The organism is Rhodobacter sp. NSM, from assembly GCF_052244495.1.
Classification (GTDB): Bacteria; Pseudomonadota; Alphaproteobacteria; order Rhodobacterales; family Rhodobacteraceae; genus Cereibacter_A.
The window spans coordinates 41,351-67,599 of the sequence record NZ_JBQPXH010000001.1 but is presented as its reverse complement, the minus strand read 5'-3'; the positions used below and the strand labels follow the sequence as shown (position 1 = coordinate 67,599).

General features: G+C 68.1%; 26 protein-coding genes and 1 other RNA gene. 15 read left to right on the top strand and 12 right to left on the bottom strand.

From position 1 onward, the window contains the following. Positions 1-9: 9 nt before the first annotated feature. From ACTVZP_RS00295 to ACTVZP_RS00265, 7 genes are all read left to right on the top strand, one after another. On the top strand, positions 10-1,056 hold the full coding sequence (locus ACTVZP_RS00295; RefSeq protein WP_443210065.1) for an ABC transporter substrate-binding protein: 1,047 nt from the start codon (positions 10-12) through the stop codon (positions 1,054-1,056). 182 nt (positions 1,057-1,238) lie between these two features. Continuing rightward, positions 1,239-1,593, top strand: a transfer-messenger RNA (tmRNA) gene (ssrA, locus tag ACTVZP_RS00290). 40 nt (positions 1,594-1,633) lie between these two features. Then, positions 1,634-2,290 carry a DUF1194 domain-containing protein gene (locus tag ACTVZP_RS00285; RefSeq protein ID WP_443210064.1) on the top strand — a complete coding sequence of 219 codons (657 nt, stop codon included), beginning with the start codon at positions 1,634-1,636 and terminating at the stop codon, positions 2,288-2,290. Between the two features lie 102 nt (positions 2,291-2,392). After that, positions 2,393-2,860: an SspB family protein gene (locus ACTVZP_RS00280; protein ID WP_443210063.1), complete on the top strand. Its 468-nt coding sequence runs from the start codon at positions 2,393-2,395 to the stop codon at positions 2,858-2,860. Between the two features lie 175 nt (positions 2,861-3,035). Next, entirely contained in the window at positions 3,036-4,430 is a 1,395-nt protein-coding gene (gene fumC, locus ACTVZP_RS00275) for a class II fumarate hydratase (RefSeq protein ID WP_443210062.1), read from the top strand. Beyond that, a complete protein-coding gene (locus tag ACTVZP_RS00270; RefSeq protein WP_443210061.1) occupies positions 4,430-4,654 on the top strand; it encodes a DUF4169 family protein in 225 nt (74 codons plus the stop codon). Before fumC ends, ACTVZP_RS00270 begins: the two co-directional genes overlap by 1 nt. Next, positions 4,651-4,866: a ribbon-helix-helix domain-containing protein gene (locus ACTVZP_RS00265; RefSeq protein WP_443210060.1), complete on the top strand. Its 216-nt coding sequence runs from the start codon at positions 4,651-4,653 to the stop codon at positions 4,864-4,866. The genes ACTVZP_RS00270 and ACTVZP_RS00265 overlap by 4 nt, the downstream gene beginning before the upstream one ends. Here ACTVZP_RS00265 and ACTVZP_RS00260 read toward each other — a convergent pair. From ACTVZP_RS00260 to ACTVZP_RS00250, 3 genes are read right to left on the bottom strand one after another with little or no spacing between them, the layout of a single operon-like run. Next, the gene (locus ACTVZP_RS00260; protein WP_443210059.1) at positions 4,863-6,206 is read right to left on the bottom strand and encodes a cytochrome P450; all 1,344 of its coding nucleotides are present in this window, start codon (positions 6,204-6,206) and stop codon (positions 4,863-4,865) included. The two genes, ACTVZP_RS00265 and ACTVZP_RS00260, sit on opposite strands and share 4 nt — an antisense overlap. Continuing rightward, the gene (locus tag ACTVZP_RS00255) at positions 6,203-7,423 is read right to left on the bottom strand and encodes a hypothetical protein (protein WP_443210058.1); all 1,221 of its coding nucleotides are present in this window, start codon (positions 7,421-7,423) and stop codon (positions 6,203-6,205) included. The genes ACTVZP_RS00260 and ACTVZP_RS00255 overlap by 4 nt, the downstream gene beginning before the upstream one ends. 29 nt (positions 7,424-7,452) lie before the next feature. Beyond that, the gene (locus ACTVZP_RS00250) at positions 7,453-8,199 is read right to left on the bottom strand and encodes a cytochrome c biogenesis CcdA family protein (RefSeq protein WP_443210057.1); all 747 of its coding nucleotides are present in this window, start codon (positions 8,197-8,199) and stop codon (positions 7,453-7,455) included. Between the two features lie 148 nt (positions 8,200-8,347). Here ACTVZP_RS00250 and ACTVZP_RS00245 point away from each other — a divergent pair, with 148 nt between their 5' ends. Continuing rightward, a complete protein-coding gene (locus ACTVZP_RS00245) occupies positions 8,348-8,578 on the top strand; it encodes a sulfurtransferase TusA family protein (protein WP_443210056.1) in 231 nt (76 codons plus the stop codon). Between the two features lie 79 nt (positions 8,579-8,657). Here ACTVZP_RS00245 and ACTVZP_RS00240 read toward each other — a convergent pair whose 3' ends face one another. From ACTVZP_RS00240 to ACTVZP_RS00215, 6 genes are all read right to left on the bottom strand, one after another. Next, on the bottom strand, positions 8,658-11,312 hold the full coding sequence (locus ACTVZP_RS00240; protein ID WP_443210055.1) for an Rne/Rng family ribonuclease: 2,655 nt from the start codon (positions 11,310-11,312) through the stop codon (positions 8,658-8,660). A gap of 483 nt (positions 11,313-11,795) precedes the next feature. Continuing rightward, entirely contained in the window at positions 11,796-13,124 is a 1,329-nt protein-coding gene (locus ACTVZP_RS00235) for a sigma-54-dependent transcriptional regulator (protein WP_443210053.1), read from the bottom strand. Between the two features lie 9 nt (positions 13,125-13,133). Continuing rightward, positions 13,134-14,897: a sensor histidine kinase gene (locus ACTVZP_RS00230; protein WP_443210884.1), complete on the bottom strand. Its 1,764-nt coding sequence runs from the start codon at positions 14,895-14,897 to the stop codon at positions 13,134-13,136. Between the two features lie 47 nt (positions 14,898-14,944). Next, entirely contained in the window at positions 14,945-15,613 is a 669-nt protein-coding gene (purQ, locus tag ACTVZP_RS00225; RefSeq protein WP_443210052.1) for a phosphoribosylformylglycinamidine synthase subunit PurQ, read from the bottom strand. A gap of 223 nt (positions 15,614-15,836) precedes the next feature. Beyond that, on the bottom strand, positions 15,837-16,076 hold the full coding sequence (purS, locus tag ACTVZP_RS00220; RefSeq protein ID WP_443210051.1) for a phosphoribosylformylglycinamidine synthase subunit PurS: 240 nt from the start codon (positions 16,074-16,076) through the stop codon (positions 15,837-15,839). Between the two features lie 14 nt (positions 16,077-16,090). Beyond that, the gene (locus ACTVZP_RS00215) at positions 16,091-16,843 is read right to left on the bottom strand and encodes a phosphoribosylaminoimidazolesuccinocarboxamide synthase (protein WP_443210050.1); all 753 of its coding nucleotides are present in this window, start codon (positions 16,841-16,843) and stop codon (positions 16,091-16,093) included. 182 nt (positions 16,844-17,025) lie between these two features. Here ACTVZP_RS00215 and ACTVZP_RS00210 point away from each other — a divergent pair, with 182 nt between their 5' ends. Both ACTVZP_RS00210 and bmt read left to right on the top strand, forming a co-directional pair. Beyond that, positions 17,026-17,346: a DUF1476 domain-containing protein gene (locus tag ACTVZP_RS00210; protein WP_443210049.1), complete on the top strand. Its 321-nt coding sequence runs from the start codon at positions 17,026-17,028 to the stop codon at positions 17,344-17,346. 289 nt (positions 17,347-17,635) lie between these two features. Continuing rightward, on the top strand, positions 17,636-18,643 hold the full coding sequence (gene bmt / locus ACTVZP_RS00205) for a betaine--homocysteine S-methyltransferase (RefSeq protein ID WP_443210048.1): 1,008 nt from the start codon (positions 17,636-17,638) through the stop codon (positions 18,641-18,643). A 249-nt stretch (positions 18,644-18,892) separates the two neighbouring features. Here bmt and ACTVZP_RS00200 read toward each other — a convergent pair whose 3' ends face one another. Next, positions 18,893-19,981 (bottom strand): PA0069 family radical SAM protein, encoded by a 1,089-nt coding sequence (locus tag ACTVZP_RS00200; RefSeq protein WP_443210047.1) that lies wholly within the window; start codon positions 19,979-19,981, stop codon positions 18,893-18,895. A 156-nt stretch (positions 19,982-20,137) separates the two neighbouring features. Between ACTVZP_RS00200 and ACTVZP_RS00195 the strand changes: the two genes are divergently transcribed. The 5 genes from ACTVZP_RS00195 (at position 20,138) to ACTVZP_RS00175 (ending at position 23,628) form a co-directional block, all read left to right on the top strand. Further along, complete coding sequence (locus ACTVZP_RS00195; protein ID WP_443210046.1) at positions 20,138-20,836, top strand: corrinoid protein; 699 nt, start codon at positions 20,138-20,140, stop codon at positions 20,834-20,836. Positions 20,837-20,888: 52 nt separating this feature from the next. Then, complete coding sequence (locus tag ACTVZP_RS00190; protein WP_443210045.1) at positions 20,889-21,044, top strand: hypothetical protein; 156 nt, start codon at positions 20,889-20,891, stop codon at positions 21,042-21,044. Further along, the gene (locus ACTVZP_RS00185; RefSeq protein ID WP_443210044.1) at positions 21,041-21,670 is read left to right on the top strand and encodes a DUF1638 domain-containing protein; all 630 of its coding nucleotides are present in this window, start codon (positions 21,041-21,043) and stop codon (positions 21,668-21,670) included. The genes ACTVZP_RS00190 and ACTVZP_RS00185 overlap by 4 nt, the downstream gene beginning before the upstream one ends. A 195-nt stretch (positions 21,671-21,865) precedes the next feature. Beyond that, on the top strand, positions 21,866-23,239 hold the full coding sequence (locus ACTVZP_RS00180) for an FAD-binding oxidoreductase (protein WP_443210043.1): 1,374 nt from the start codon (positions 21,866-21,868) through the stop codon (positions 23,237-23,239). After that, positions 23,227-23,628, top strand: a complete 402-nt coding sequence (locus tag ACTVZP_RS00175) for an SgcJ/EcaC family oxidoreductase (RefSeq protein WP_443210042.1) — start codon at positions 23,227-23,229, stop codon at positions 23,626-23,628. The genes ACTVZP_RS00180 and ACTVZP_RS00175 overlap by 13 nt, the downstream gene beginning before the upstream one ends. 61 nt (positions 23,629-23,689) lie before the next feature. Here ACTVZP_RS00175 and recN read toward each other — a convergent pair whose 3' ends face one another. Beyond that, positions 23,690-25,330 (bottom strand): DNA repair protein RecN, encoded by a 1,641-nt coding sequence (gene recN / locus ACTVZP_RS00170; protein WP_443210041.1) that lies wholly within the window; start codon positions 25,328-25,330, stop codon positions 23,690-23,692. Positions 25,331-25,357: 27 nt separating this feature from the next. Further along, positions 25,358-26,194, bottom strand: coding sequence for an outer membrane protein assembly factor BamD (locus tag ACTVZP_RS00165; protein ID WP_443210040.1), 837 nt, complete (start codon positions 26,192-26,194; stop codon positions 25,358-25,360). Positions 26,195-26,249 lie beyond the last annotated feature (55 nt).

Sequence of the window (26,249 nt, the reverse complement as noted above, 5' to 3'; positions counted from 1 at the left end):
GGAGCTTACATGATCCGTCGCACTTCCCTTCTGGCTGGCGTTGCAGCCATCGTCGCGCTGCCCGTGCTTGCCGCCGACTCCGATCTCATCGTGTTCGACTGGGCCGGCTTCGAGAGCGAAGGCCTGATGAAGAGCTATATCGAAAAGAACGGCCAGATGCCGACCTATGCGCTCTATGGCGACGACGACGAGGCCTTCCAGAAGGTGGCCTCCGGCTTCAAGTCCGACGTGACCCATCCCTGCTCGCAGATGGTCTCGAAATACCGCGACGCGGGCCTGATCGAGCCCTGGGACGTGAGCCGGATTCCGGAATACGAGAACATCGCGCCGCGCTTCAAGGAGTCCAGGATTTTCAGCGACGATCAGGGCGTCTGGTACATCCCGACCGACTACGCCTACACGGCCATCGCCTACAATACCGACAGCGTGCCCGCCGAGGACGTGGCCTCGGTGCAGTCCTTCCTCGACCCGAAATATGCCGGGCGCATCTCGCTGCCCGACAACACCGACGACATCTGGTCGCTTGCGCTTCTGGCCACCGGCGTCTCGGACTGGACGAACCTGACCGAGGAGCAGTTCCAGGCCGGCGCCCAGTGGCTGCGGCAGGCGCACGAGAACGTCCGCGCCTACTGGGCCGACCCGTCCGAACTCGCGCAGCTGATGGCGACCGGCGAGGTCCAGCTCGCCTGGACCTGGAACGATGCGATCGCCCTGATGCGGCAGGAAGGCTTCCCCGTGGGCTTCCAGCGCCAGTCCAAGGAAGGCTCGGCCACCTGGTTCTGCGGCTATGTCAACATGAAGGACGCGCCCGGCAGCGAGGACAAGGCCTACGATTTCATCAACTCGTGGCTCGCCCATTCCTCGGCGCCGTCGCTGCTGGAAAGCCACGGCTATGCGCTGACCAACGAAGCCGCCATGGCCGAGATCTCGCAGGAAGACCTGAAGGCGGCAGAACTCGACAAGGTCGATACCACGCTCCTCGCCCAGACCCCGCTCGACCCGGCGATGCGGGACCGGATGCTGGAAGAATTCGAGAAGATCAAGGCGGGCTTCTGATCCGCCAGAGGGTGGCCCGGATCTGCCGGGCCATCCCTTGCGTGCGGCCCACGGCGGCCGCGCCGATCAGGGTTGCCCTGACCGAGCCCTCCGACGTCTCGGCTTCGCGGTCGGCATGATCCGTCCACCCGCCGCTGCGTCATGCGCCTGCTGGAACGACCGGCCACCGCCTCGCGCGCCCGCCGCTTGCAGCGCCCCTTTCCCCGGCCTATATTCCGCCTGTCCGGAGCAATCCGGACTATGGACATAAACGCGCTCGTAATAAGCGGATCGGACCCGGGGGCGGTACCCGGCGGCTCCACCAAAACTACCTCGTTGGGGGCGGAGGGGGCCGAAACAGGATCGACGAACGTCTAAAGGGGTTGGCTTTGTCCCGGTGAGGTACCACCGTTATCGGTCCGAAAAGTACAGTTGCCAACGACAACCGTGCTCCGATGGCTCTGGCTGCGTAAGCAGTTCGAGTTATCGAAACTTAAGCCCTTGCGCTTAGCCGCGTAAGGCGGGGTTCGCAGGTACCTGGCAACAGAAACCTGCACTTCCTCCTTGCCCTTTTACCCTCTGCGCGCCACGCTTTCCCATGCTCCGCGTGCTGTCTCTTGCCGTCCTCGTCGCCGCGCCTGGCCCCGCGCAAGCCTGCGACACGGCGCTTCTCCTCGCCATCGACATTTCGGGATCCATTGATCGCGGCGAATATGCGCTGCAGGTCCAGGGTCTGGCGGATGCGCTCGAGGATGAGGCAGTGGCCGAGATGCTCCTCGGGGGGCAGAGCGCCCTGTCCATCGTCCACTGGTCCGGCGTCGGCCGGCAGGCCGTGGCGCTTCCCTGGCAGCGGATGCTCGCCCGCGAGGATCTGCGCCGCTTCGCCCGCTCCGCCCGCGCGCTCCCCCGCGCCTTCACGGCCTCGGACACGGCGGTGGGCGAGGCCATTTCCTTCTCGCTGGACCAGTTCGCCGCCGTGGCCGACTGCCGTCGCAAGGTGATCGACATCTCGGGCGACGGGCCCGAGAACGCAGGCTTCACCGTCGCCCGCGCCCGTCAGGCGGCGGAAGCCGCGGGCGTCGAGATCAATGCGATCGCCATCGAGGACATGGGCGCCTCGTCGCCCATCACCAGCTTCTACGACCGCTGGGCCATCACCCGGAACGGCTTCGTCATGACCGCGCGCGGCCTGCAGGACTACCGCCGCGCCATTCGCGAGAAGCTCTTGCGGGAACTCGGGAAGCCCGCGAGCTGACGGAACGGGCCGTTCGCCTTTCGGCTGAAAAACCGGGAGGTCGCCCCCTTTTCTTCCGGTCCGAATCCCCTATGCTGACCCCGAAGCGACAGGGGATCTTGCATGGCGCGTTCCATCGATTACGGCAACCTCATGCACCGTGCGATGCGGGGCCTGATCCAGAGCGTACTCGAGGATGTGGCCGCAAACGGGCTGCCGGGCGCGCACCATTTCTTCATCACCTTCGACACGACGCATCCCGATGTGGCCATGGCCGACTGGCTCCGCACCCGCTATCCGCAGGAGATGACGGTGGTCATCCAGCACTGGTACGAGAACCTCAACGTGGACGACCGCGGCTTCTCGGTCACGCTGAACTTCGGCAACCAGCCCGAGCCGCTGGTGATTCCCTTCGATTCCGTGCGCACCTTCGTCGACCCCTCGGTCGAGTTCGGCCTCCGCTTCGAGACGCACGAGGACGAGGACGGGGAGGAAGACGAGGCCGTCGAGGGCGAGGAAGATCCGGACGGCGACGACGAGCCGCCGCGCCATGACGCTCAGGTCGTGAGCCTCGACAAGTTCCGCAAGTAAGCGCGGGCCGACTCCGGTTCAGTCCTCGTCCGAACTATCCCCGGCGGGGAGTATCCGGCCCTGCCAAAGAGGGGGCCGGCAGCCCCCTGAGCGCCGCCAGTATGCGATGGCATGCCGATTGATTTTCCCCTCTGCCTTCCCTAAGAGGCTTGCGGGAAGATCAAGGAGCTTGCGAATGACTGCAACCCGCACCGAGACCGACAGCTTTGGCCCGCTGGAGGTTCCCGCCGACAAGTACTGGGGCGCGCAGACGCAGCGCTCGATCCAGAATTTCCCGATCGGCTGGGAGAAGCAGCCCGTCGCCATCATCCGCGCCCTCGGCGTGATCAAGAAGGCCTGCGCGCTGGTCAACGTCGATCAGGGCGACATGCCGAAGGAGCTGGGAGAGGCCATCGCCGCCGCGGCGACCGAGGTGATCGACGGGAAGTTTGACGACAACTTCCCGCTTGTCGTGTGGCAGACCGGCTCGGGCACGCAGTCGAACATGAACGCGAACGAGGTGATCTCGAACCGCGCCATCGAGATGCTGGGCGGCACGATGGGCTCGAAGAAACCCGTCCACCCGAACGACCACGTCAACATGGGCCAGTCCTCGAACGACACCTTCCCGACCGCCATGCATGTGGCCATCGGAATGCAGGCGCGCGACGTGCTGCTGCCGGGGCTCGAGAAGCTGCATGCCGCACTGGTCGTGAAGTCGGAAGAGTTCAAGGATATCATCAAGATCGGCCGCACCCACACGCAGGATGCGACGCCGCTGACGCTGGGGCAGGAATTCTCGGGCTACGCCAAGCAGGTCGAGAAGGGCATCGCCCGCGTGAAGGCCTGCCTGCCCGACATCTATGAACTCGCGCAGGGCGGCACCGCCGTCGGCACCGGCCTCAACACCCGTGTGGGGTGGGACAGCCGCGTGGCGGGCAAGATCGCCGAGATCACCGGCCTGCCCTTCGTGACCGCCGAGAACAAGTTCGAGGCGCTGGCCGCGCATGACGCGATGGTCATGTTCTCGGGTGCGCTGAAAACGGTCGCCGCCTCGCTCTTCAAGATCGCCAACGACCTGCGCCTGCTTGGTTCCGGCCCGCGCTCGGGTCTGGGCGAACTGATCCTGCCCGAAAACGAGCCGGGCTCGTCGATCATGCCGGGCAAGGTGAACCCGACCCAGGCCGAGGCGCTGACCATGGTCTGCGCCCATGTCATGGGCAACGACGCGGCCATCGGCTTTGCCGGCAGTCAGGGCCATTTCGAGCTGAACGTCTACAACCCGATGATGTCCTACAACGTGCTGCAATCGATGCAGCTTCTGGGCGATGCGGCGGGCAGCTTCACCGACAACATGGTGGTGGGAACGCAGGCCAACGTCGCCCGGATCGACAAGCTGATGAAGGAGAGCCTGATGCTGGTGACGGCGCTGGCCCCCACCATCGGCTACGACAACGCGACCAAGGTGGCGAAGACCGCGCACAAGAACGGCACGACGCTCCGCGAGGAGGCGATTGCGCTGGGTCTGGTCGATGCCGAGACCTTCGACCGCGTAGTGCGCCCCGAGGACATGATCGGACCGAAGGGCTGATGGCCGAGATCGTCAACCTTCGCGCGAAGCGCAAGGCGGCGGAGCGTGACGCCCACCGCCGGAAGGGCGACGAGAATGCCGCGAAGCACGGCCGGACTAAGGCCGAGCGCGACCTGCAACGGGCCCGGGCCGAACAGGACCGGGACCGCCTCGAGGCCCACCGGCGCGAGACCTCCGACAGCGCGGCCGGGACGCCCTCGGCTCCGGACGCGCCCGAGGCATGAGCGGCCGCCCCGAGAAGCATTCGCTCACGCTGAAGGGTCACCGGACCAGCGTCTCGCTCGAGTCCGAGTTCTGGCGCGCCTTCCGCGAGATCGCGGCCGAACGCGGGCTGCCGATCAATGCGCTCGCCGCCGAGGTGGACGAGCAGCGCGATCCCGAGGTCGGCCTCGCCTCGGCTATCCGGGTCTTTGTCCTCGCCCGGTTCCGCAGTTAGCCACGCGGCGTGAAGCGCAGGCGGATGCCGGTCGCCGACCGCACCGTCAGATGCGCGACCGGCACCGGCGGAGGCCCGGCAACCGGCTCGATCCGGAAGGCGCGGGCGATCATGGCGAGGATCAGCGGCCCCTCGATCATGGCAAAGGCCGCGCCCGTGCAGACGCGGGGGCCTGCCGAAAACGGCATGAAGGCCTCGCGCGCACTCGCGCGGCTCTCGGCGCTTCGCCAGCGGTCGGGATCGAATGCGTCCGGACGCTCCCAGAGCCTCTCGTGCCGGTGGAGATGCCAGGGCGACAGCACGATCTGTGCCCCCGGCTCCACCTGCCGCCCGCGCATCGTCTCGGGGCAGCGCGACTCGCGCACCATCATCGGCACGGGCGGATAGAGCCGCAGGGTTTCGCGGAACACGTCGCGGACCAGCCCCAGCCTGCCGACCGCTGCGACATCGGGGGCATCGCCCAGCAGCTCCGCCTCGGCGGCCACCCGTTCCTGCACCTCGGGATGCGTCGCCAGCAGATAGAGCGCCCAGGCGAGCGCCGAAGCCGAGGTCTCATGCCCGGCGAGGAAGAAGATCGCCACCTGATCAACCATCTCCGCCGGGGTGAACCGGTCGCCGGTCTCGGGGTCACGCGCGGCGAGGATCCTCGTCACGAGATCGTCCGGCGCCGCGCCGCGCGCCATGGCCGCGACCCGCTCCTCGGTCAGGCGCGCGATCAACGCCCGGATGCGGGCCGCCGAAGCGCGGGTCCGGCGTCGGTGCAGCCGCGGCATCCAGCGCGGAAGCGGCAGCAAGGCCGCAGGGTTGAGAAGCGGCTGCGTCCGCTGGTAGGCCCGGAACTCGGCGAAGACGGCGGAGGCCAGCGTGTCCTCGATGGGGATCGAGAAGAGCGTGCGGAAGATCACGTCGGCCGCGGCATGGCTCATCGCCTCCTCGACCTCCACCTCGCCGCCGAGCCGCGCCACCGCAGCCGCGCCCGCCGCATGCATCGCAGGGAAGATCTCGCGCAGGCGGCCGCCCTCGAAGGCGGGATCGATGATGCGCCGTTGCCGCCGCCAGAGCGCGCCGTTCGTCACGAAGACCGACTGGCCGAGCAGCGGCGCCAGTCCCTCGCGCAGGCGGTCGGACTTGGGGAAGTCCTCCGGCCGCTCCTGCAGCACGCGACGGACGAGCGCCGGATCGTTGCAGAGATAGCTGCGAAAGAAGGGCGTGCGGTACTCGGCCATCCAGGCCCGGTAAAGATGCGCGGGATTGGCCGAAAGGATATCCTTGCGAAACAGCAGGATGTGGCGGAGCAATGAGGCGCGGCCGATCCGGCTGGCGGGTTTCGGCGGGATCATGCGCTCATCGTCACATAGCCCGAGGCCGCGCGGTCGATGCGGCCGCGGGACGGAGCGCGGCCGTGGAAGCGCTCGCCCAGGGTGAGCGGGCCCGCCGTGATGCGGAAGTAGTCGTAGTCCCCCGGCCGGTCGAAGGCGCAGAGATACTGGAAATGCAGCCGGAAGAAGCGCCAGCGCATGGCCCGCCACCGCTCTGGCGAGAGCGTCTGCGAGAAGGCGGCCGAGAGGACCAGCGGCCAGCGCTTGCCCTCGGGCGCGACTCCCGAGACCGCGACCGGATCGCAGAGCGCGAAGGAGCAGGGGTCGCCCGGCGCGGTGACGTCGATCCAGACAAGCTCGTCCCGCATCGACAGATAGTGCAGGTCGCCCCGGAGCCGGCCGGCGCGCGGCAGGAACGACACCATCGGGACCACCTGTCCCAGCGTCAGCAAGGACAGGGCGGGCCGCTTCTCGGGCAGGCCGCCCCGGATCAGGTCCGCCAGAATGGAAATGGCCAGATGCGCGCCGGAGGAATGCCCGACGACCAGAATCTCGTCGCAGTCCCGCCGCAGCGCCTCGGAAATCGCCGCGCGGAACTTGGCCATGCGCTCTGCAAGCTCGGGCGGCCAGGCTCCGAGCGCGCTCGCCGCATGGCTGTAGTCGTGCATCAGATACCAGGCGAAGACATAGCGGTCGAGGCGGCGGAACCCGTGCAGGATGGCCACGACGGCTGCGCCCCCGGCAAGCCACGCGAGCGGCGGCCACAGATAGGCGCCCAGTGCCTCAGCCAGATGGACGCCCACGACCAGCGCGAGGCCGAGCTGTGCCAGCAGCGCGACGATGGGATAGAGCGCCGCGAGGATCGGGCCGCGGCGCAGGCGCATCAGCCTGAAGATCGCTCCCGTTCCGACATAGGCCGCGATGGTCCGCATCATCTGCAGGTAGGTCGCGAGGATCCCCTGCCCCATCGACTGCCGCACGATATCGGACCAGACAAGCACCTCGACATCCGTTTCGCAGAATCCCGTCTCCATCACCCCCGACACGTGCCAGCCGTAGGGGCCCGGCGTCGTGCGCGGCTTGAGGGAAATCGCGTAGCCCGAGATCTCGGCCTGCGCCGCGGCATGGCGGCGGTAAAGCTCGCGGTAGCGGCGGGGGTGGAACGGATCGTAGCCGGGAATGTAGAACACACGCCTCCGGAAGGGGCGCTTCAGCTTCGGTTCCGTCAGCAGGTCCATCGTCCGTCCTCGCGAGGTACGGGGTCAGCCTATCCCAGCCGGGCCAGCGCCGGGAAGGTCTCGAGCAGCCAGTAGGAGAAGCTCGAGAAGCCGCCGGTCAGCATCAGGAGGCCGATGGTCCAGAGCAGGAGGCCCATGATCCGCTCGATCCGCTCCATGTGGCGCTTCATCCAGCCCATGAGGCCCGTCAGCCGGGGGAAGAAGGCCGCGACCATCAGGAAGGGAATGCCGAGGCCCGCCGCATAGGTGGCGAGGAGCGTGGTGCCGCGCGCGATGCTCGCCTCGGAGGCGGCGAGGGTCAGGATCGCGCCGAGCTGCGGGCCGATGCAGGGCGTCCAGCCGAAGGCGAAGGCCAGACCCAGCACATAGGCACCGAAGGCCGAGCCGCCCCGGTCGCCGGCATCCATCCGCATCTCCCGGTCGAGGAACGGAATGCGGTAGATCCCGAGGAAATGGGCGCCGAAGATCATCACGACAATGCCGGCGAGCGTGGCGAACGTGTCGGCATTCGAGAGGAAGAAGGCTCCGAAGGCCGAGGCCGTGAAGCCGAGGAAGAGGAAGACGGTCGAGAGCCCCAGGACGAAGAAGAGCGCGGCCAGCAGCGGGCCACGCGACCGGCCCTCGTTCAGTTCCTTCATCGAGATCCCGCCCATATAGGCGAGATAAGGTGGAACGATCGGCAGCACGCAGGGACTGAGGAAGGAAAGCACGCCCGCCACCAGAGCGATCACCATCGCCGGCAGCAGCCCCGCATCGATCAGGTCCAGTCCGAACATCGTGTCTCCTTCCTTCCTGTTCTCCTAGCCGCTCGGCGGCGCCGCGTCACGGGTCGACCTCTCACATTGACGTGGCGCGGCCCCCGGCGTATCGCGCGGGACAGAGACACGCGCGTTGATCCGGCGCAACCCGCGGCGCGGAGGAAGCATGGAGTTCGACGAGGATCTGGATTGCGAGGGGCTCATCTGCCCCCTGCCCGTCCTGCGCGCGCGCAAGCGCCTGATGGCGATGGAACCGGGGCGGCTGCTGCGCGTCACCGCGACGGATCCGATGGCGGTGATCGACCTGCCACATTTCTGCGCCGGAGCCGGGCACGAGATCCTGTCCTGCACGCGGACCGAGGCCCGGAGCGTCTGGCTGATCCGCCGGGGAGCGTGAGGCCCCGGCCCGGTCGCCAAGCCCGCCGACGCAATGGAGAGGGGCGCCCGAAGGCGCCCCGATGTTCCTGGACCGAGTGTCAGCGGCCGATCGACCACCAGCCGCGGCGCTTCGGCTTGTTCTCCTCGGACTCGTCGGCCTCGGCCGGAATGGGCTCCGGCTCGCGCGCGGCCTCAGGTTCCGCAGGCTGCTCGGATGCGGCCTCAGGTTCTGCCGCCGGCTCGGGCGCGGCCTCAGGCTCTGCCGCCGGTTCCGGCGCGGCTTCCGGAGCAGCGGCCGTCTCCAGCGCAGCTTCCGCCGGCGTTTCATCGACCGTCACCACCGCCTCGACCGCCGGCGCAGCCTCTTCCGCTACAGGTTCGGCCTTGCGGGTCCGACTCCGGCTGCGTGAGGGCTTCTTCGGCTCTTTGGGTTCGGGCGAGGCGGCCGCCTCGGGTGCCTCTGCTGCGGGCTCTTCGGCAGCCTTCGGCTTGCGGCTGCGCGTGCGCTTGCGCGGCGTCGGCTGTTCCTCGGCCGGGGCTGCCTCGGGCTCGGCGGGCTGCTCTTCCGCCACGACGGCCGCGGGCGCGAGTTCCGGCAGGGCGGCCACCGCCTCGGCACCTTCGGCCTCGTCGGCGCCCTCGTCCTCGTCATCGTCCGACTCGTCGGAGTCGTCGCCGTTCTCCGCGGCATCGGCGGCACCCTGGCCATTGGCCTCGGCCGCACCGTTGCGGCGACGGCGCCGACGACGACGCTTCTTCTTCGGCTGGCCCTCGGAGGCAGCCTCGGCGGCTTCGGGTGCCGCCTCCTCGGCTTCCTCGACCTCGGTCTCTTCTTCGACCCAGTCGTCCTCGGGCTCGTCCACCGGCGCGCCCATGAACTCGGCGCTGCCCGAGATCACCTTCACCGTCTCGGGCACGACCCGCGTCGCGGTCTTGAACTTCTCGATCACGTAGTCGGGGCTCGAGAGCGTCGGATCGGCCTCGATCCGCACGGCCATGCCATACCGTGCCTCGATCATAGCGATATGCTCGCGCTTCTGGTTCATCAGGAAGTTCACCACCGCGATCGGCGCACGCAGGAGAACCTCCTTCGAGCGCTTGCGGGTGCCCTCTTCCTCAAGCTGGCGCAGCACCTGCAGCGCAAGGCTGTCGTCCGAGCGGATGAGGCCGGTGCCGTGACAATGGGCGCAGGGCTGCGTCGTCGATTCGAGCATCCCCGGACGCAGGCGCTGGCGGCTCATCTCCATCAGGCCGAAGCCCGAGATGCGGCCGACCTGGATCCGCGCACGGTCGGTCTTGAGCTTGTCCTTCAGGCGCTTCTCGACGGCGGCGTTGTTCTTCCGCTCTTCCATGTCGATGAAGTCGATGACGATCAGGCCCGCGAGGTCACGCAGGCGCAGCTGGCGGGCCACTTCCTCGGCGGCCTCGAGGTTGGTCTTGAGAGCCGTATCCTCGATCGAGCCTTCCTTGGTGGCGCGGCCGGAGTTCACGTCGATGGCGACCAGCGCCTCGGTCACGCCGATGACGATGTAGCCGCCGGATTTCAACTGGACCACCGGGTTGAACATACCCGAGAGGTAGCTTTCCACCTGATAGCGCGCGAAGAGCGGCATCGGCTCGTCATAGCGGATCACCTGCCGCGCATGCGCCGGCATGATCATCCGCATGAAATCCTTGGCGGTGCGGTAGCCCGTCTCGCCCTCGACCAGCACTTCCTCGATCTCGCGATTGAAGAGGTCGCGGATCGTGCGCTTGATCAGGTCGCCTTCCTCGTAGATCGGGGCGGGGGCGATGGACTTCAGCGTCAGCTCGCGGATCTGCTCCCACAGCCGCAGGAGGTATTCGTAGTCGCGCCGGATCTCCTGCTTGGTGCGCTTGGCGCCGGCGGTCCGGATGATGAGGCCTGCGCCCTCCGGCACCTCAAGCTCCGAGGCGATTTCCTTCAGCTTCTTGCGGTCGGCCGCCTGGGTGATCTTGCGGCTGATCCCGCCGCCCCGCGCCGTGTTCGGCATCAGCACGCAATAGCGGCCGGCGAGGCTGAGATAGGTCGTCAGCGCCGCGCCCTTGTTGCCGCGTTCCTCCTTGACCACCTGCACCAGCATGATCTGGCGCACCTTGATCACTTCCTGGATCTTGTAGCGGCGCGAACGCGGCTTGCGCGGAGCCGGGATCTCTTCGGCCACGTCCTCGTCGGCGACCGACTCGATCTCGTCATCGGTCTCGGAGGCGTGGTCCATGGCCTGATAGGGCGCGTCGCCCTCCTCGGCCTCCTGCCCATCGGACTGGCCGCTCGCCGAGCGACCCGTCTCGTAGAGCGCATCGGCCCCGGTCTCTTCGCCGAGATCGACAACGTCCATGCCGCTCACGTCGCCCGCCTGGACGGCATCGGCGGATTCGGCCTCGGCCGAGGCCGGACGCGGCCGGCGACGCGAGCGGCCGTGATCCTCGTCCTCGTCAGCACGGTTGTAGGCACGTTCTTCCTCGAGAAGCGCCTTACGGTCCGCGACCGGGATCTGATAGTAGTCGGGATGGATCTCGGCAAAGGCGAGGAAGCCGTGCCGGTTCCCGCCGTAATCGACGAAAGCCGCCTGCAGCGACGGTTCGACCCGCGTTACCTTGGCGAGATAGATGTTTCCGGCGAGTTGCCGCTTGTTGACGGTCTCGAAGTCGAATTCCTCGACCTTGTTTCCGTCCACCACCACGACCCGGGTCTCCTCCGGGTGGGTGGCATCGATAAGCATTTTCTTGGCCATTGGGTTCCATGGCACCCGGACAACGAGCCAAGGCCGGAGCATGCTCCGGCCGGGATCCGTCGTGCGTGGTGGCTTGTTCGGGCGAGGCTGCGCCGGGGGCCTGATCTCGGGCCAGAGCGGGCGGAGCCGCTGGGGCCCCTCGCGCAGTCTGGCAGTCGGTCGGCACGGCTCATCGCGGTTCTATATCCCGGGACGCTGGAGCGTCCGTTGCACTGGCCCGTTCCGTCAGGGACTTGGCGGGCGAACTTGAGGACCTTCCGGCCCGACTGTCTGCTTGATCCGCGCTCCGGACCGGTCGTCCGGATTGCGCGCACGGCAGAGAAACTGGTGCGCAGACTCCTGCCGAAAAGTGCAAGATCTGCGTAGGTGCGACATTAGCGGCAGGGACGGGCAAAAGACAATGGCCTATTTTCCACGATCTGCTCAGAGTCAGGGCATGCGCCTGCCACCGGCATCGTCCCTGCGCCGCCTCGTGCTGGGCGATCAGACGTAATCCGCCCGGCTGAGACCGTATTTCGCCATCTTTTCGTTGAGCGTCCGCCGGGGCAGGCAGAGCTCTTCCATGACCGCAACGATCGAGCCCTTGTGACGGCGCATCGTGTTGTCGATCAGCATCCTCTCGAAGGCCTCGACATAGTCCTTGAGCGGCTTGCCTTCTGTCGTGAGCGCGGGACCCGAAGCCTCGTTGTCAGCCATCAGGAGCGAGGCGATGGACCCCGAGCCGCGCCGGTTCTGCAGCACCGCACGCTCCGCGATGTTCACCAGCTGGCGGACGTTGCCCGGCCAGGGCGCCTGCAGAAGCTGTGCGGCCTCCTGCGCGGTCACCTGCGGCGCCTCGCAGCCATATTCCTCGGCGAACTGCTCGGACATCCGGGTAAAGAGGGTCAGGATGTCCTCGCCGCGCGTGCGCAGCGGCGGCAGGACGATCGTCATGGCGCCGAGCCGGTAGAACAGGTCCGAGCGCAGGACGTCCTCAAGCGTCGTGTCGGGTGCATGCTCGTTGCAGATCGCGATGATCCGCGTCTCGGGCGGAGTTCCCTGATCGTTGATCATGGTCAGCAGCCGCGACTGCAGCGGATGGGACAGCGACTCGATGTCCTCGAGACAGAGCGTGCCGCCGCGGGCCTCCTCGACGAGCGGAAGGGAGCCGTCGTCGTTCGGCCCGAAGAGCTTGGACGAGAGCTGATCCTCGGACCAGGCGGCGCAGGAGATCGTCACGAACTTCCGCCCCGCCCGCGCACCGACCGCATGGAGCGCATGGGCCACAAGGGTCTTGCCCGTCCCGGTCTCGCCGTCGATCAGCACATGGCTGTCGGCCTGGCCCAGATCGAGGATGTCCTCGCGCAGCCGCTCCATCACCGGCGACGACCCGATCAGCTTCTTCATCAGCACGGTGCCGTCGGAAAGCTCGCGGCGAAGGGCACGGTTGTCGAGCGTCAGGCGCCGCAATTGCGTGGCGCGCTTGGCAAGCTCGGTCATACGGTCAGGATTGAACGGTTTCTCGAGGAAGTCGAAGGCGCCTACGCGCATCGCCTCGACCGCCATCGGCACGTCGCCATGCCCGGTAATGAGGATCACCGGCAGGCCCGAATCCATGCTCATGAGCTTCTTGAGGAAGGTCATGCCGTCCATGCCCGGCATCTTGATGTCGCTCACGACCACGCCGGGGAAGTCCGCGTTCAGGCCCTTCAGCGCCTCTTCCGCGCTCGCATAGCTTTCGGTGTCGAACCCAGAGAGCGCGAGCCACTGGCTGATCGACTGCCGCATATCGGCCTCGTCATCGACAATCGCCACCTTCATTGCACGCGCCATTGGTCTTCCTTACTCGGCTGCTTTCACATCTGCGCCCAATATGGGGAGTTGGACCTCGAATACAGCCCCGCCCCCCTCGGCATTCCGTGCCGTCAGCCGTCCACCGAGATCAGTCACGATGCCGGAGGAAATCGCGAGCCCGAGGCCCACGCCCTCTCCGGGCTTCTTCGTGGTGTAGAAAGGCTCGAAGAGGTTGTCGAGGTCTTCGATCCCATGTCCGTTGTCGCGGACCGTAAGCACGGCCGTCTCGCCGGCCGCGAGAACGATGTCGATTTGAGGCGTGGCCACGGTCTTCGTCGCGTCGAGCGCGTTGCGCAGCAGGTTGATGATCACCTGCTCCAGCCGGAGCCGGTCAGCCATGACCATGACCGGCTGGCGCGGCAGGGTCCGCGTGATGCGAACCACGCGGATCTTCAGCTGCGGCTCCATCATCGTCAGCGCCGAGGAGACGCAGAGCCGCATGTCCACCGGCTCGAAGGCTTCGCCGCCCTTCCGGGCATAGGACTTCAGCTGCCGGGTGATCGCCCCCATCCGCTCGATCAGGTCGTCGATCCGCTGGAAGGAGGCCAGCGCCTCCTCGGTCCGCCGCCGCTGGAGGAGGAGCTTCGCCCCCGCCAGATAGGTCTTCATCGCCGCAAGGGGCTGGTTCAGTTCATGACTGACGGCGGCCGACATCTCACCCAGGGCCGCGAGCTTCGACGACTGCGCGAGGGTCAGTTCCGCCACGGCCAGATCCTTCTGCACCTTCTCGCGTTCGGCGATCTCGCGCTGCAAACGCGCGTTGAGCAGGCGCAGTTCCGCCGATTCGCGCTGGAACGACATGCTCTGCGACCATGCGCGGCGCGACAGGACATAGAAGGTCAGCGCGAGCAGGATCGCGAAGCCCATGATCTCGAGCGCGAGGATGCCGTTGACCCGCTCGCGCACGGAATCATAAGCGGTGAAGGTCACGATGCGCCAGCCGCGGAAGGGCACGCGCGCGTCGGTCTTCATCACCGCCTCACCCTTGAGGTAGGCGTCAGGCGGCTGCTGGGCCCAGTCGGCCGTTGCCTGAAGCGCGCGCCGGATGGCCGAGGGCGCATCACGGGCGGCCAGCGCCTCGGTGATCGTCAGCCCTCGCCAGCGCGGCTCGGTCGCGAGGATCACCGTGCCGGTGCTGTCGGTCACGATGACCGCATCCTGCAGGCCCGCCCAGGCACGCTCGTATTTCATGAGGTCGACCGCCACCACGATCACGCCCACGAGCCGGTTGTCGGACAGGATCGCCTTGGAATAGGTGAAGTCGAAGATGCCCGCGTCGCGCTGCGCCGAGGTGAAGACCGTGTCGCGCGCGCGCTGCGCATCGATGAAATAGGGCTGGTTGCGGTGGCTGGTGCCGATCAGGTTCCGGTTCGTCGCGCCGACGGTGCGGCCGTCCTTGTCCAGCAGCATGATCGAGGCCGCGCCGATCTCGGTCTGGAAGGAGATCAGGCGCTGGGATGTCGCCGAGTAGTCCTCGGACCCCAGCGCGCCGATCAGCGACGGATCCCTCGCCAGCAGAAGCGGCACGACCGACGTGCGTTGCAACTCGGTCAGCAGGTTCCCGGAATAGAGGGCCAGCCGCAACTCGGCCCGCGACCGCGTGCTCTCCGTGAAGCGCTCGCCCATCCAGCGGTTGGTGATCAGCACGACCGCGATGGCGACCACGACGAGCAGCACGACCGCGGCCTTGACCCGCCAGCCGTGACCCGGCGGCGGCACCGGCATGTCGCTCTGGAAGCCCGTGTCCTGCATGGGCGCGAAGTTACTGAACGGCGCCTGACGCAACAAGCGCCGCGCGTTCAAACGAGCGCCATCCCGCCCAGCAGGGCGCGGAAAAGCCCCATCCCGTCGCGTCCGCCCTGCTCTTCCTCGATGGCGCGCTCGGGGTGCGGCATGAGGCCCAGGACCCGCCGGTTCTCGGACAGGATGCCTGCGATGTCCTCCATCGAGCCGTTCGGGTTCTCGACATAGGTGAAGGCCACCCGGTCTTCGCCACGGAGCCGCACGAGCGTCTCGGGATCGGCGGTATAGTTGCCGTCGTGATGCGCGATCGGGAAGCGGACCTGGTCATCCTTCGCCCAGCCCGAAGTGAAGGCGCTGTCGGCAGTCGCGACGCGCAGTTCCACCGGCCGGCAGATGAACTTCAGTCCCGCGTTCCGCATCAGCGCGCCGGGCAGGAGTCCGGTCTCGGTCAGCACCTGAAAGCCGTTGCAGATCCCGAGGACGTAGCCGCCGCGCTCGGCGTGGCGGATCATGGCGGCCGAGATCGGCGAACGCGCCGCGATCGCGCCGCAGCGCAGGTAGTCGCCGAAGGAGAAGCCGCCGGGCACGCCGACCACATCGACGCCTTCGGGCAGCGCCGTGTCCTTGTGCCAGACGCGCGTGACCTCGGCGCCGGCCTTCTCAAGGGCGGTGGCGAGGTCGCGGTCGCAGTTGGACCCGGGGAAGGTGATGACGGCGGCTTTCATCGGCGGCGCTCCGACTGAGGGACCTGAGGGCGATGGCCGCGAGCGGCGGCTCGCGGTCGGAAGAGGCGGACGGGACCCGGCGGTCGATCCGGCGGGGCCGCGGCTTCCCGTTAGCGCAATCCGGATGTTCCGAACAGCCCCGGTCGAAGGATGCCGCCGGAAAACCCGGATGTCCGGCGCGGCTCGCGCCCTGCCGGGGCGACGCACCGGAAGGCTGGTCGGATCAGCCGATCTCGACGGTGTATTTCTCGATCACGGTGTTGGCGAGCAGCTTCTCGCACATCCGGCGCACTTCGGTCTCGGCAGCGGCCCTGTCCGTCGCGGCGAGGTCGAGCTCGATCACCTTTCCCTGGCGGACGCCCTCGACGCCGGAGAAACCGAGCGTGCCGAGAGCGTGCTTCACCGCCTCGCCCTGCGGATCGAGGACGCCATCCTTCAGCATGACATGGACGCGGGCTTTCATCGCGGCAGGGCCTTTCAGTTGATCAGCGTGGGCTTGGGAGAATGGGTGACGTTCGAGGGCAGCACCCCCAGACGCCGGGCGAGTTCGGTATAGACGTCCTGCAGCGGGCCGGGCTCGCGCGGGGCGCCGCCCTCGCCCTCGGCGCGCACGTCCCAGAGGCGGCAGCTGTCGGGGCTGATCTCGTCGGCCACGATCAGGCGCATGTAGTCGCCCTCCCAGATCCGGCCGACTTCGATCTGGAAGTCCGCAAGCCGGATGCCGACGCCCATCATCACGCCCGAGAGGAAGTCGTTCACGCGCAGCGCCAGCGCCACCACGTCGTCGAGGTCCTGCTGGCTGGCCCAGCCGAAGGCGATGATGTGTTCTTCCGACACCAGCGGGCAGCCGAGCTTGTCGTCCTTGAAGTAATATTCCACGATCGGCCGCGGCAATGGCGTGCCCTCGGGGATGCCGAGCCGCTTCGAGATGCCGCCCGCGGCGAAGTTCCGGACCACGACCTCGAGCGGGATGATCTCGGCCATGCGGACGAGCTGCTCGCGCATGTTCAGGCGGCGGATGAAATGCGTGGGCACGCCGATGGCGTTCAGCCCGTTCATGAAGAACTCGGAAAGGCGGTTGTTGAGCACGCCCTTGCCTTCCAGCGCCGTCTGGGGCGGGTTGGAGGCGGCGCTTCCGTCGTCCTTGAAGTACTGGATCAGCGTCCCGGGTTCGGGCCCCTCGTAGAGGATCTTGGCCTTGCCCTCGTAGACCTTCTTGCGACGCGCCATGCACACTCCGATCGAACGACGAAGAGGGCGCGCACGGCGCACCCCGTTCAGGTTGCACAGGCCTATAAGCCAAGCCGCCCCCGCTCGCAAGGCAATCGCGGATCCGCGTCCGTCCGCGCACTTGCTAGGTTCTTGCGGCAAGGGCATATCATAAGCAGAGCCATGCAGGGGAGGAACCTACCATGACCACCTTCGACGACCGCGAGCACGCCTTCGAGAGCAAGTTCGCCCATGACGCCGAGATGCAATTCCGGGCCGAAGTGCGCCGCAACAAGCTGGTGGGCATGTGGGCGGCGGAACTTCTCGGCAAGACGGGCGAGGAGGCCATGGCCTATGCCCGCGAGGTGATCCAGGCCGACCTGCACGAGCCCGGCTTCGAGGACGTGGTGCGCAAGGTCTCGGCAGACCTCGGCGACAAGGCCTCGGCCGACACGATCCGCGCGAAGATGGCGGAACTGCTGCCGGTGGCCAAGGCGCAGCTGATGACGGAAGCCCAGGCCTGAGGCAGCGCCCGCCGGACGGCCACGGCCTCTCGGCCCTCAGGCAACCGGGCTGGTGCGCCCATCGGGCCGCCTGCCGGCTGCGCGTGTGACTGGCACTTTTTCGGGCTGATCCGGCGCCGAACTCCGCCGCGGCATCGTCAGAGGCCCCGGGCCTGCGGGATCCCTGGCTCCATGCGCTGCTCCGGGTAGCGGCAGGCAATATGGGTTTGCCTCGCGGGCCGCTGCATGGCAGAGCTTGCCGCGAACGGGCGGCACTGCCGGCCGCCCCCGACCCGAGCGAGGACAAGAGATGACCGACGCCCTCTCCCGCATGCTCCAGACCCGCGAATGGCTGATGGCCGATGGCGCGACGGGAACCAACCTGTTCAACATGGGCCTCGGCTCCGGCGAGCCGCCCGAATTCTGGAACGTCGACCGGCCGGACGACATCCGCTCGCTCTACCGAGCGGCAGTTTCTGCGGGATCGGACATCTTCCTCACCAACAGCTTCGGGGGCAACGCCGCGCGCCTCAAGCTGCACGAGGCGCAGGGCCGGGTGCGCGAGCTGAACTGCATTGCCGCCGAACTCGGGCGCGAGATCGCCGATGCCGCGCGCCGTCCGGTGATCGTGGCGGGCTCGATGGGACCCACGGGCGAGATCTTCGAGCCGATGGGCACGCTCACCCACCGGATGGCCGTCGAGATCTTCCACGAACAGGCGGAGGCGCTGAAGGCCGGGGGGGCCGACGTGCTCTGGGTCGAGACGATCTCTGCGTCCGAGGAGTTCAAGGCCGCGGCCGAGGCGGCGCGGCTGGCGGGGATGCCCTGGTGCGGCACGATGAGCTTCGACACGGCCGGCCGGACGATGATGGGGATCACGCCCGCCTCGCTGGTCGATCTGGTGACGAAGCTGCCGAACCCGCCGCTCGCCTTCGGCGCGAACTGCGGCGTGGGTTCGTCGGACCTGCTGCGCACCGTGCTGGGCTTCGCCGCTCAGGGCACCGAGGTGCCGATCATCGCCAAGGGCAATGCCGGGATCCCGAAGTATCACGATGGCCACATCCACTACGACGGCACGCCGGCGCTGATGGCGGAATATGCGGTGCTCGCACGCGACGCCGGCGCCCGCATCATCGGGGGCTGCTGCGGGACCATGCCCGAGCACCTGAAGGCGATGCGCGCGGCGCTCGAGGACCGGCCGAAGGGGCCGCGTCCGTCGCTCGAGACGATCTCGGAGACGCTCGGGGCCTTCTCCTCGGCATCCGATGGCTCGGACGACGCCGGACCCACGCGCGAGCGGCGGCGCCGGCGGAGCTGAGGACGCCCCGGGGGAGGGGCTGTCTGCCCCTCCCCCGGACCCCTTCCCCGAGGATATTTGGACAAGAGTGAAGAAAGGGCCGGCGAGGCGGGTTCCTCGCCGACACGGAGTGCCCGCCGTGCCCCGAACGGGGCCAGGGATGCGGGTTCCTCGCCGCAGCCGGACGTTCTGTCGCGATCTTCGGCAACAGGGGCGGCCGCTGGGCTCGTCGACATGCCGTTGCTGTCCGGCCAGGCCCGCGGCTGCGCCTCAGAACAGGGTGAGCTGGTCGCCGGCCCGAGGCGGCGCGCGGAAGAGGTCGCAGCGCAGGGGCGGCTGCGTGCGGTCGAGCCCGTGGCGCGCGGCGGCGAGGCGGAACCGGCGCGCCACGAGATCGGCCCAGATCCCCTCGCCCCGCATCCGCTTGCCCCATGCGGGATCGTAGTCCCGTCCGCCGTGGATCTCGCGGATGCGGGCGAGCATCTTCGCGGCACGGTCGGGATAGTGCTCTTCGGCCCAGGCGCGGACGAGGGGCGCGACCTCGAGCGGCAGGCGCAGCATGATCCAGCTGGCCGCCACTGCGCCGGCCGCGGCGACAGCCTCAAGGATGCCGTCGATTTCAGGGTCGGTGAGGCCGGGGATGACGGGCGCGACCATGGCCCGGACCGGCACGCCCGCATCGGACAGGCGGCGGATGGTCTCGAGCCTGCGCGCGGGTTGGGGCGCGCGTGGCTCGAGCCTGCGGGAGAGCACCGGATCAAGGGTCGTCACCGAAACGCCGACCCGCAGCAGCCCCTCCGACGCCATGGGCGCAAGGAGGTCGAGGTCGCGCTCGATCAGCGTGCCCTTCGTTGTGATCGCGACCGGGTGGCGGAAGGCCTGCAGCACCTCGAGGATCTCGCGCATCAGCCGGTGGCTGGCCTCGATCGGCTGGTAGGGGTCGGTGTTGGTTCCGAGGGCGATCGGTGCCACGTGATAGGCCCTCGCACGCAGCTCGCGCTCGAGCACGGCCGCGATGCCCGGACGCGCGATGAGTCTCGTCTCGAAGTCGAGGCCGGGCGAGAGGTTCAGATAGGCGTGGCTCGGCCGGGCGAAGCAGTAGATGCAGCCATGCTCGCAGCCGCGATAGGGATTGACCGAGCGGTCGAAGGGCAGGTCGGGCGAACGGTTGTAGCTCAGCGCCGAGCGCGGGCGCTCGGTCCGGACCTCGGTGCGCAGCAGCCGCTCTTCCTCGGGAAGGTCCCAGCCGTCATGGAAGGCCTCGCGCCGCTCGGATTCGAAACGGCCCGTCTCATTGGCAAGCGCGCCCCGCGCGCGCAAACGCAGGGCGGGCGACAGGCTGGGATCGCGAGGGCTCATGCCCGCAAGATAGAACGGAGGCGGAACAAAGACCAGCGGGGAGGGTTCGCCGAGGGATGCTGTCGGCTTTCATCCGCCCCATGTCGCAAACCGATGAGTGCGCCCGGACCTTTGGTCGCATTCAGTCGTGAAACCCCTACGCCCGCAGGAGCCCCCATGGCTGACGACGAAGAGATCATCCTGTCCGAACTCGACGACGAGGAACTCGTGCTGCAGATGCACGACGACCTCTACGATGGCATGAAGGACGAGATCGAGGAGGGGGTGAACATCCTCATCGAGCGCGGCTGGACGCCCTACGACGTGCTGACCAAGGCGCTGGTGTCGGGCATGACCGTCGTTGGCAACGATTTCCGCGACGGGATCCTCTTCGTGCCGGAGGTTCTGCTGGCCGCAAACGCCATGAAGGCAGGGATGACCATCCTGAAGCCCATGCTGGTCGAGACCGGCGCACCTCGGATGGGCAAGATGGTGATCGGCACCGTGAAGGGCGACATCCACGACATCGGCAAGAACCTCGTGGCGATGATGATGGAAGGGGCGGGCTTCGAGGTGGTGGACCTCGGCATCAACAACCCCGTCGAGAAGTACCTCGAGGCGCTGGAGACCGAGAAGCCCGACATCCTCGGCATGTCGGCGCTGCTGACCACGACCATGCCCTACATGAAGGTCGTGATCGACACGCTGAAGGAGAAGGGCCTGCGCGACGATTACATCGTGCTCGTGGGGGGCGCGCCGCTCAACGAGGAGTTCGGCCGTGCGATCGGTGCCGACGCCTATTGCCGCGATGCCGCCGTGGCGGTCGAGACCGCCAAGGTCCATGTCGCGCGTCGTCACAACCGCATGAACGCCTGAGACCTTTACCTCGACGGGGGGAATGCTCATTTCGGAAGAAAGGAGCCGTTCCATGCCGCCAGGTATCTTCATCGCCATGATCGCGACCGTCATCCTCGCCGCGGGGGTGACGGTCGCTCTTTTTCACGGGGCCGGATGGCCGCTCGGCGCGCTGGGACTGGTGGCGCTTCTAGCGAGCCTCCTGCTGCGCCCGAGGGGACCGAGATGAGCATCGACGACGGCCACCTCGCCGAGGAGGGGCTGGCGCCCGTGGGCGCAGGCCGGATCCGCCTCATCGCCTGCGGGGCCCTCGCGCACGAGATCCTCGCACTCAAGCGCGCGAACGGCTGGGACCACCTCGACCTGCAATGCCTGCCTGCCAAGCTGCACCTGCGGCCGGAGAAGATCGTCGAGGCGGTCGAGGCCGCCGTGCGCGAAGCCGAGGGGACCGTCTTCGTGGTCTATGCCGATTGCGGCACGGGCGGGGCACTGGAACGGAAATGCCGCGAACTCGGCGTCGAGATGGTCGAGGGGCCGCATTGCTATTCCTTCTTCGAAGGCAACGCCACCTTCGCCGCCCGTGCGGACGAGGAATTCACCGCCTTCTACCTGACCGACTTCCTCGTGCGGCAGTTCGAAGCCTTCGTCTGGCGTCCGATGGGGCTCGACCGGCACCCCGAACTGCGGAACATGTATTTCGGCCACTACACAAAACTCGTCTTCCAGGCGCAGACCGAGGATCCAGCGCTCGATGCAAAGGCGCGCGATTGCGCAGCGCGCCTCGGGCTGGCCTACGAGCGCCGGTTCACGGGTTATGGTGATCTCGCAAGCAGTCTGGGCGCGTTGCGGCCCTGACCGTCTGCAGCACTTCCGGGCGCAGAGGCGTTTCTGCGGCCGCAGCGCGGCGCCAAGGGGCCACCACTTGCGCCCCGTATTCGCCTGCGTGCGCGACAGGCGGGCTCCCGCGCGGGAGCGGGATGACGCAGGCACCGGACCCTTTCCGCCGCCGGCGCCTTGTCTTAGGGTCGCGCCACGAATGTGGAGGAGATGATGCGGATCGACGCGGCAATCGGTGATCTCGAGGCGCTTCTGGGAGAGCGGCTTTCGCGCTCGCGGCCCGTGCGGGACCAGCATGCCCAGAGCGAGACGCATCTTCATGCGGGTCCGCCCGATGCGGTGGCCTTCCCCCGCTCGACCGCCGAAGTGGCCCGGATCGCCTCGATCTGTGCGCATCATCTGGTGCCGATGGTCGGCTGGGGCGCGGGCACGTCGCTCGAGGGCCATGCGCTGGCCCTGCGCGGAGGCCTGACCGTCGACTTCGCCCAGATGGACCAGGTCCTCGAGGTGCGGCCCGAGGACATGATCGTGCGCGTCCAGCCCGGCATCACGCGCGAGGCGCTGAACGCGGCGCTGCGCGACACCGGGCTCTTCTTTCCGGTCGATCCCGGCGCCAATGCGAGCATCGGCGGCATGGCCGCGACCCGCGCCTCGGGGACGACCGCGGTGCGCTACGGCACGATGCGGGACAACGTGCTCGGGCTCGAGGTGGTGCTGGCCGACGGCCGCGTGATCCGCACAGGCACCGCTGCGCCCAAAAGCGCCTCGGGCTACGACCTGACCGCGCTCTTCGTCGGGTCGGAAGGAACGCTCGGCCTCATCACGGAACTGACCCTGCGGCTGCACGGGCAGCCCGAGGCGATTTCGGCCGCGGTCTGTGCCTTCCCGGACATGGCCGCGGCGGTGAACTGCGTGATCGAGACGATCCAGCACGGCATCCCCATGGCGCGGATAGAGTTCCTCGACGCCGCCTCGGTCGCCGCCTGCAATGCCTACGCGCAGATGCAGATGCCGCTTCAGCCCCATCTTCTGGTGGAGTTCAACGGCACGCCCGCAGGCGTCGCCGAACAGGCGGAACGCTTCGGCGAGATTGCGGCCGAACACCGTTCCGAAGGCTTCCACTGGGCATCCAAGACCGAGGAGCGGGCGCGCCTGTGGAAGATGCGCCACGCAGCCTACCGGGCGTGCCTCGCCGCGCGGCCGGGCTCCGTGGGCTGGGTGACGGATGTCTGCGTGCCGATCTCGCGGTTGGCGGAGGCGGTGGAGGAAACGCAGCGCGACATCGCCGACGGGGGCCTTCCGGGGCCGATCCTCGGCCATGTCGGCGACGGCAACTTCCACGCCATCCTTCTCCTCGACCCTGAAAGCGAGGCGGAGCTTGCGACCGCGAAGCGGCTGTCGGGCCGGATGGCCGAGCGGGCGCTGCGCCTCGGAGGCACCGTCACCGGCGAGCATGGCATCGGCTTCGGCAAGCTCGGCTACATGGCAGCCGAACACGGCGAGGCCTGGGGCGTGATGGGCGACATCAAGCGGGCGCTCGATCCGCATGGCCTGATGAATCCGGGGAAAGTGGTATGCCAGACATGAACGCGCAGAGCCCCGAGGACTTTGCCCGCCGCTTCGCCACGCTCTGGGCCGCCCGCGATGCCGAGGCTCTGGCCGAGCTGATGGCGCCGGACGCGACGATGCTCACGCTTACCGGGCTCTGGTGCGAGGGCCGGAAAGAGATCCTCGCCGCGCTGAGCGCCGAATTGTCGGGGGCCTTCGCCCGCTCGAGGCTGGTGACCGGGAAGACCGACCTGCGTCCGCTCGGGCCCGGCGCAAGTCTCGTCCATCAGCGCTTCGTGCTCTCGGGGCTCGTCGATGCCGAGGGTCGCGATGCGGGCCGGATCGGTGCGATGCTGACCGCGGTGCTTCTGGCGCGCAAGGCCGGCAGCGAGGCGGTGACGCTGCATTTCACGGTCATCGAAGGCTGAGGCGGGCGGCGTCGGAGTCCGTCGCCACCGCGGCCCGTCCGGCATCATCCCGGCGGCGGCTTCAGGTGAGAAGCACCCGGGCGGCCTCGCGCGCGGCATCGGTGATCGTGTCGCCGGCGAGCATGCGGGCAATCTCCTCCACCCGCTCCCCGGCGCCCAGAGGCGTCACGGTCGAGGTCGTCATGCCATGCGCGACCCGCTTCTCCACCCGCCAGTGATGCGCCCCGAGCGCCGCCACCTGCGGCGAGTGCGTGACCACAAGCACCTGCGCACCGTCCGCCAGCGCCTTGAGGCGGCGCCCCACGGCATCGGCGGTGGCCCCCCCTACCCCGCGGTCGATCTCGTCGAAGATCAGCGTGAGGCCAGGGGAATCTCCGGTCAGGCAGACCTTCAGCGCGAGCAGGAAGCGCGAAAGCTCGCCCCCCGAGGCGATCCGGTTCAGGGCACCGGCGGGCGCACCGGGATTGGTGGCGACGGTGAAGGCCACGGCGTCCCGGCCCTCCGGACCGGGATCGGCCGCGGCCAGCTGGGTTTCGAAGACGGCGCGCTCCATCTTCAGGGGTGCCAGTTCGGCCGCCATGGCGGCATCGAGCCGTCCCGCGGCCTCGCGGCGCGCGGCCGACAGGGCCGCGGCCTCGGTCTCCCAGGCGGCTTCGGCCTCGGCGACCGCCCGGCGCAGCCCGTCGATCTGCTTCGTGCCGCCATCGAGAGCCGCAAGCCGGACGCGCAGTTCTTCGGCGAAGGTGCCGAGCTCGTCCGGCAGCACCGAATGCTTCCGCGCCAGCGCGCGGATGGCGAAGAGCCGCTCCTCCAGCGCCTCGAGATCGCGGGGGTCGAAATCAAGCTCGGACAGGCAGGCCTCGACGCCGTCCTGCGCCTCGCCCAGTTCGACAAGCGCCCGCGACAGAGCCGCCAGAGGCGCCTCGAGCCGGTCGCCTGCGCGGTCCGAGGCCGTCTCGAGCCAGCGCAGCGCATCGACCATCAGGCTCTCCGCCCCCTCGGCCGAGAGGGCGCGATGGGCGCGGACGATGTCGTCCCGGATCTTCTCGGCGCCCTGCATCTCGCGGCGGCGGGTGTCGAGCAGCGCCTCCTCGCCCGGCTGCGGATCGAGCTTGTCCAGTTCGGCCACCGAATGGCGCAGGAAGTCCTCTTCGGCGCGGACGGCGGCCAGCGCCTCCTCGGCATCGAGCAGCCTCCGCCGCGCCGCCCCCAGCGCCTGCCACGCCCGGCGACAGGCGGCAAGATCGACGTCGGCGAAGGTGTCCAGCATCTGCCGGTGGCCGCGCGGATTCAGGAGACCCCGGTCATCGTGCTGGCCGTGCAGTTCCACCAGCGTATCGGACAGCCCGCGCAGCACCTCGCCCGACACGCGGCGGTCGTTCACCCATGCGGTCTTGCGCCCGTCAGCGAAGTTCACCCGGCGGAGGATCAGCTCGTCCTCGGCCTCGATCCCGGCCTCGTCGAGGACGGCGCGTGCCGCATGGCCGGGGGGCAGGTCGAAGACTGCCGTCACCTCGCCCTTCTCGGCCCCTGCGCGAACGAGTTCCGCCCGGCCACGCCAGCCGAGCACGAAGCCCAGCGAGTCGAGGAGGATGGACTTGCCCGCGCCGGTCTCGCCGGTCAGCACGTTGAGGCCGGGCTGAAACGCCAGCGACAACCGGTCGATGATGAGCATGTCCCGGATGTCAAGCGAGCGCAGCATCGCCCTGCCCCGTGAGGTTCGAGTGCGTCAGAGCCACTCGCCGCGGATCATCTGGCGATAGACCTTGGCGAGCCAGCTGTCGCCCCTGGCTTCCATCGCAAGCCCGCGTCCGGTGAGCAGCCTGTAGCTGTCCTCGTAGAACGGGCTCGAACGGTAGTTGTGCCCGAGGATCGCGCCTGCGGTCTGCGCCTCGTTCGTCAGGCCGAGCGCGAGATAGCTTTCGACCAGACGGTGCAGGGCTTCCGCCGTGTGCGTCGTGGTCTGGAAATCCTCGACCACGGTGCGGAATCGGTTGATCGCTGCGGGATAATGGCCGCGCTTGAGGTAGAAGCGGCCGATCTCCATCTCCTTCGCGGCGAGATGGTCGAAGGCGAGGTCGAACTTCAGCACCGCCGACTGCGCGTATTCGCTTTCGGGATATTCCTCGATCACCACGCGCAGGGCCTGCAGGGCCTGGAAGGTCAGGCCCTGGTCGCGGCCCACCTCGTCGATCTGGTCATAGTAGGACAGCGCGAGCAGATACTGCGCATAGGCAGCATCCTCGTCGCCCGGATAGAAGTCGAGGAACCGCTGCGCCGCGCCGCGCGCCTCTTCGTATTCCTTGGCCTTGTGATAGCTGTAGGCCTGCATGATCAGCGCGCGCTTGGCCCATTCGGTATAGGGATAAAGCCGCTCGACCTCGGAGAAGTAGCGGATGGCACGGTCGGGCTTGGTGCGGGCCTCGAGCTCGTATTCGCCGCGCTGGTAGATCTGCTCGGCGGTGAAATTCTCGAGCGGCGGCTCCTTCCGGTTGCCACCGCCACAGCCGGTCACCAGCGCGACACAGAGGGCCGTGCCGAGCAACCGCGCGCCAGACTTCACCATGTTCCGCTTACCTCTGCCCTCTGCCCTGCCGGGCCATGGCGCCGGCAGCTGTTTG

What these genes read in the sequence shown, in the direction of transcription:
- ACTVZP_RS00280 (WP_443210063.1), top strand. Translation starts at nt 2,393, where the DNA reads ATGGCGCGTTCCATCGATTACGGCAACCTCATGCACCGTGCGATGCGG.
- ACTVZP_RS00235 (WP_443210053.1), bottom strand. Translation starts at nt 13,124, where the DNA reads ATGGCGCGTGCAATGAAGGTGGCGATTGTCGATGACGAGGCCGATATG.
- ACTVZP_RS00230 (WP_443210884.1), bottom strand. Translation starts at nt 14,897, where the DNA reads ATGCAGGACACGGGCTTCCAGAGCGACATGCCGGTGCCGCCGCCGGGT.
- purS (WP_443210051.1), bottom strand. Translation starts at nt 16,076, where the DNA reads ATGAAAGCCCGCGTCCATGTCATGCTGAAGGATGGCGTCCTCGATCCG.
- ACTVZP_RS00215 (WP_443210050.1), bottom strand. Translation starts at nt 16,843, where the DNA reads ATGGCGCGTCGCAAGAAGGTCTACGAGGGCAAGGCCAAGATCCTCTAC.
- purQ (WP_443210052.1), bottom strand. Translation starts at nt 15,613, where the DNA reads ATGAAAGCCGCCGTCATCACCTTCCCCGGGTCCAACTGCGACCGCGAC.
- ACTVZP_RS00165 (WP_443210040.1), bottom strand. Translation starts at nt 26,194, where the DNA reads ATGGTGAAGTCTGGCGCGCGGTTGCTCGGCACGGCCCTCTGTGTCGCG.
- ACTVZP_RS00200 (WP_443210047.1), bottom strand. Translation starts at nt 19,981, where the DNA reads ATGAGCCCTCGCGATCCCAGCCTGTCGCCCGCCCTGCGTTTGCGCGCG.
- ACTVZP_RS00180 (WP_443210043.1), top strand. Translation starts at nt 21,866, where the DNA reads ATGCGGATCGACGCGGCAATCGGTGATCTCGAGGCGCTTCTGGGAGAG.
- ACTVZP_RS00245 (WP_443210056.1), top strand. Translation starts at nt 8,348, where the DNA reads ATGGAGTTCGACGAGGATCTGGATTGCGAGGGGCTCATCTGCCCCCTG.
- ACTVZP_RS00295 (WP_443210065.1), top strand. Translation starts at nt 10, where the DNA reads ATGATCCGTCGCACTTCCCTTCTGGCTGGCGTTGCAGCCATCGTCGCG.
- ACTVZP_RS00250 (WP_443210057.1), bottom strand. Translation starts at nt 8,199, where the DNA reads ATGTTCGGACTGGACCTGATCGATGCGGGGCTGCTGCCGGCGATGGTG.
- ACTVZP_RS00195 (WP_443210046.1), top strand. Translation starts at nt 20,138, where the DNA reads ATGGCTGACGACGAAGAGATCATCCTGTCCGAACTCGACGACGAGGAA.
- recN (WP_443210041.1), bottom strand. Translation starts at nt 25,330, where the DNA reads ATGCTGCGCTCGCTTGACATCCGGGACATGCTCATCATCGACCGGTTG.
- ACTVZP_RS00265 (WP_443210060.1), top strand. Translation starts at nt 4,651, where the DNA reads ATGAGCGGCCGCCCCGAGAAGCATTCGCTCACGCTGAAGGGTCACCGG.
- fumC (WP_443210062.1), top strand. Translation starts at nt 3,036, where the DNA reads ATGACTGCAACCCGCACCGAGACCGACAGCTTTGGCCCGCTGGAGGTT.
- ACTVZP_RS00240 (WP_443210055.1), bottom strand. Translation starts at nt 11,312, where the DNA reads ATGGCCAAGAAAATGCTTATCGATGCCACCCACCCGGAGGAGACCCGG.
- ACTVZP_RS00175 (WP_443210042.1), top strand. Translation starts at nt 23,227, where the DNA reads ATGCCAGACATGAACGCGCAGAGCCCCGAGGACTTTGCCCGCCGCTTC.
- bmt (WP_443210048.1), top strand. Translation starts at nt 17,636, where the DNA reads ATGACCGACGCCCTCTCCCGCATGCTCCAGACCCGCGAATGGCTGATG.
- ACTVZP_RS00285 (WP_443210064.1), top strand. Translation starts at nt 1,634, where the DNA reads ATGCTCCGCGTGCTGTCTCTTGCCGTCCTCGTCGCCGCGCCTGGCCCC.
- ACTVZP_RS00255 (WP_443210058.1), bottom strand. Translation starts at nt 7,423, where the DNA reads ATGGACCTGCTGACGGAACCGAAGCTGAAGCGCCCCTTCCGGAGGCGT.
- ACTVZP_RS00270 (WP_443210061.1), top strand. Translation starts at nt 4,430, where the DNA reads ATGGCCGAGATCGTCAACCTTCGCGCGAAGCGCAAGGCGGCGGAGCGT.
- ACTVZP_RS00210 (WP_443210049.1), top strand. Translation starts at nt 17,026, where the DNA reads ATGACCACCTTCGACGACCGCGAGCACGCCTTCGAGAGCAAGTTCGCC.
- ACTVZP_RS00260 (WP_443210059.1), bottom strand. Translation starts at nt 6,206, where the DNA reads ATGATCCCGCCGAAACCCGCCAGCCGGATCGGCCGCGCCTCATTGCTC.
- ACTVZP_RS00185 (WP_443210044.1), top strand. Translation starts at nt 21,041, where the DNA reads ATGAGCATCGACGACGGCCACCTCGCCGAGGAGGGGCTGGCGCCCGTG.
- ACTVZP_RS00190 (WP_443210045.1), top strand. Translation starts at nt 20,889, where the DNA reads ATGCCGCCAGGTATCTTCATCGCCATGATCGCGACCGTCATCCTCGCC.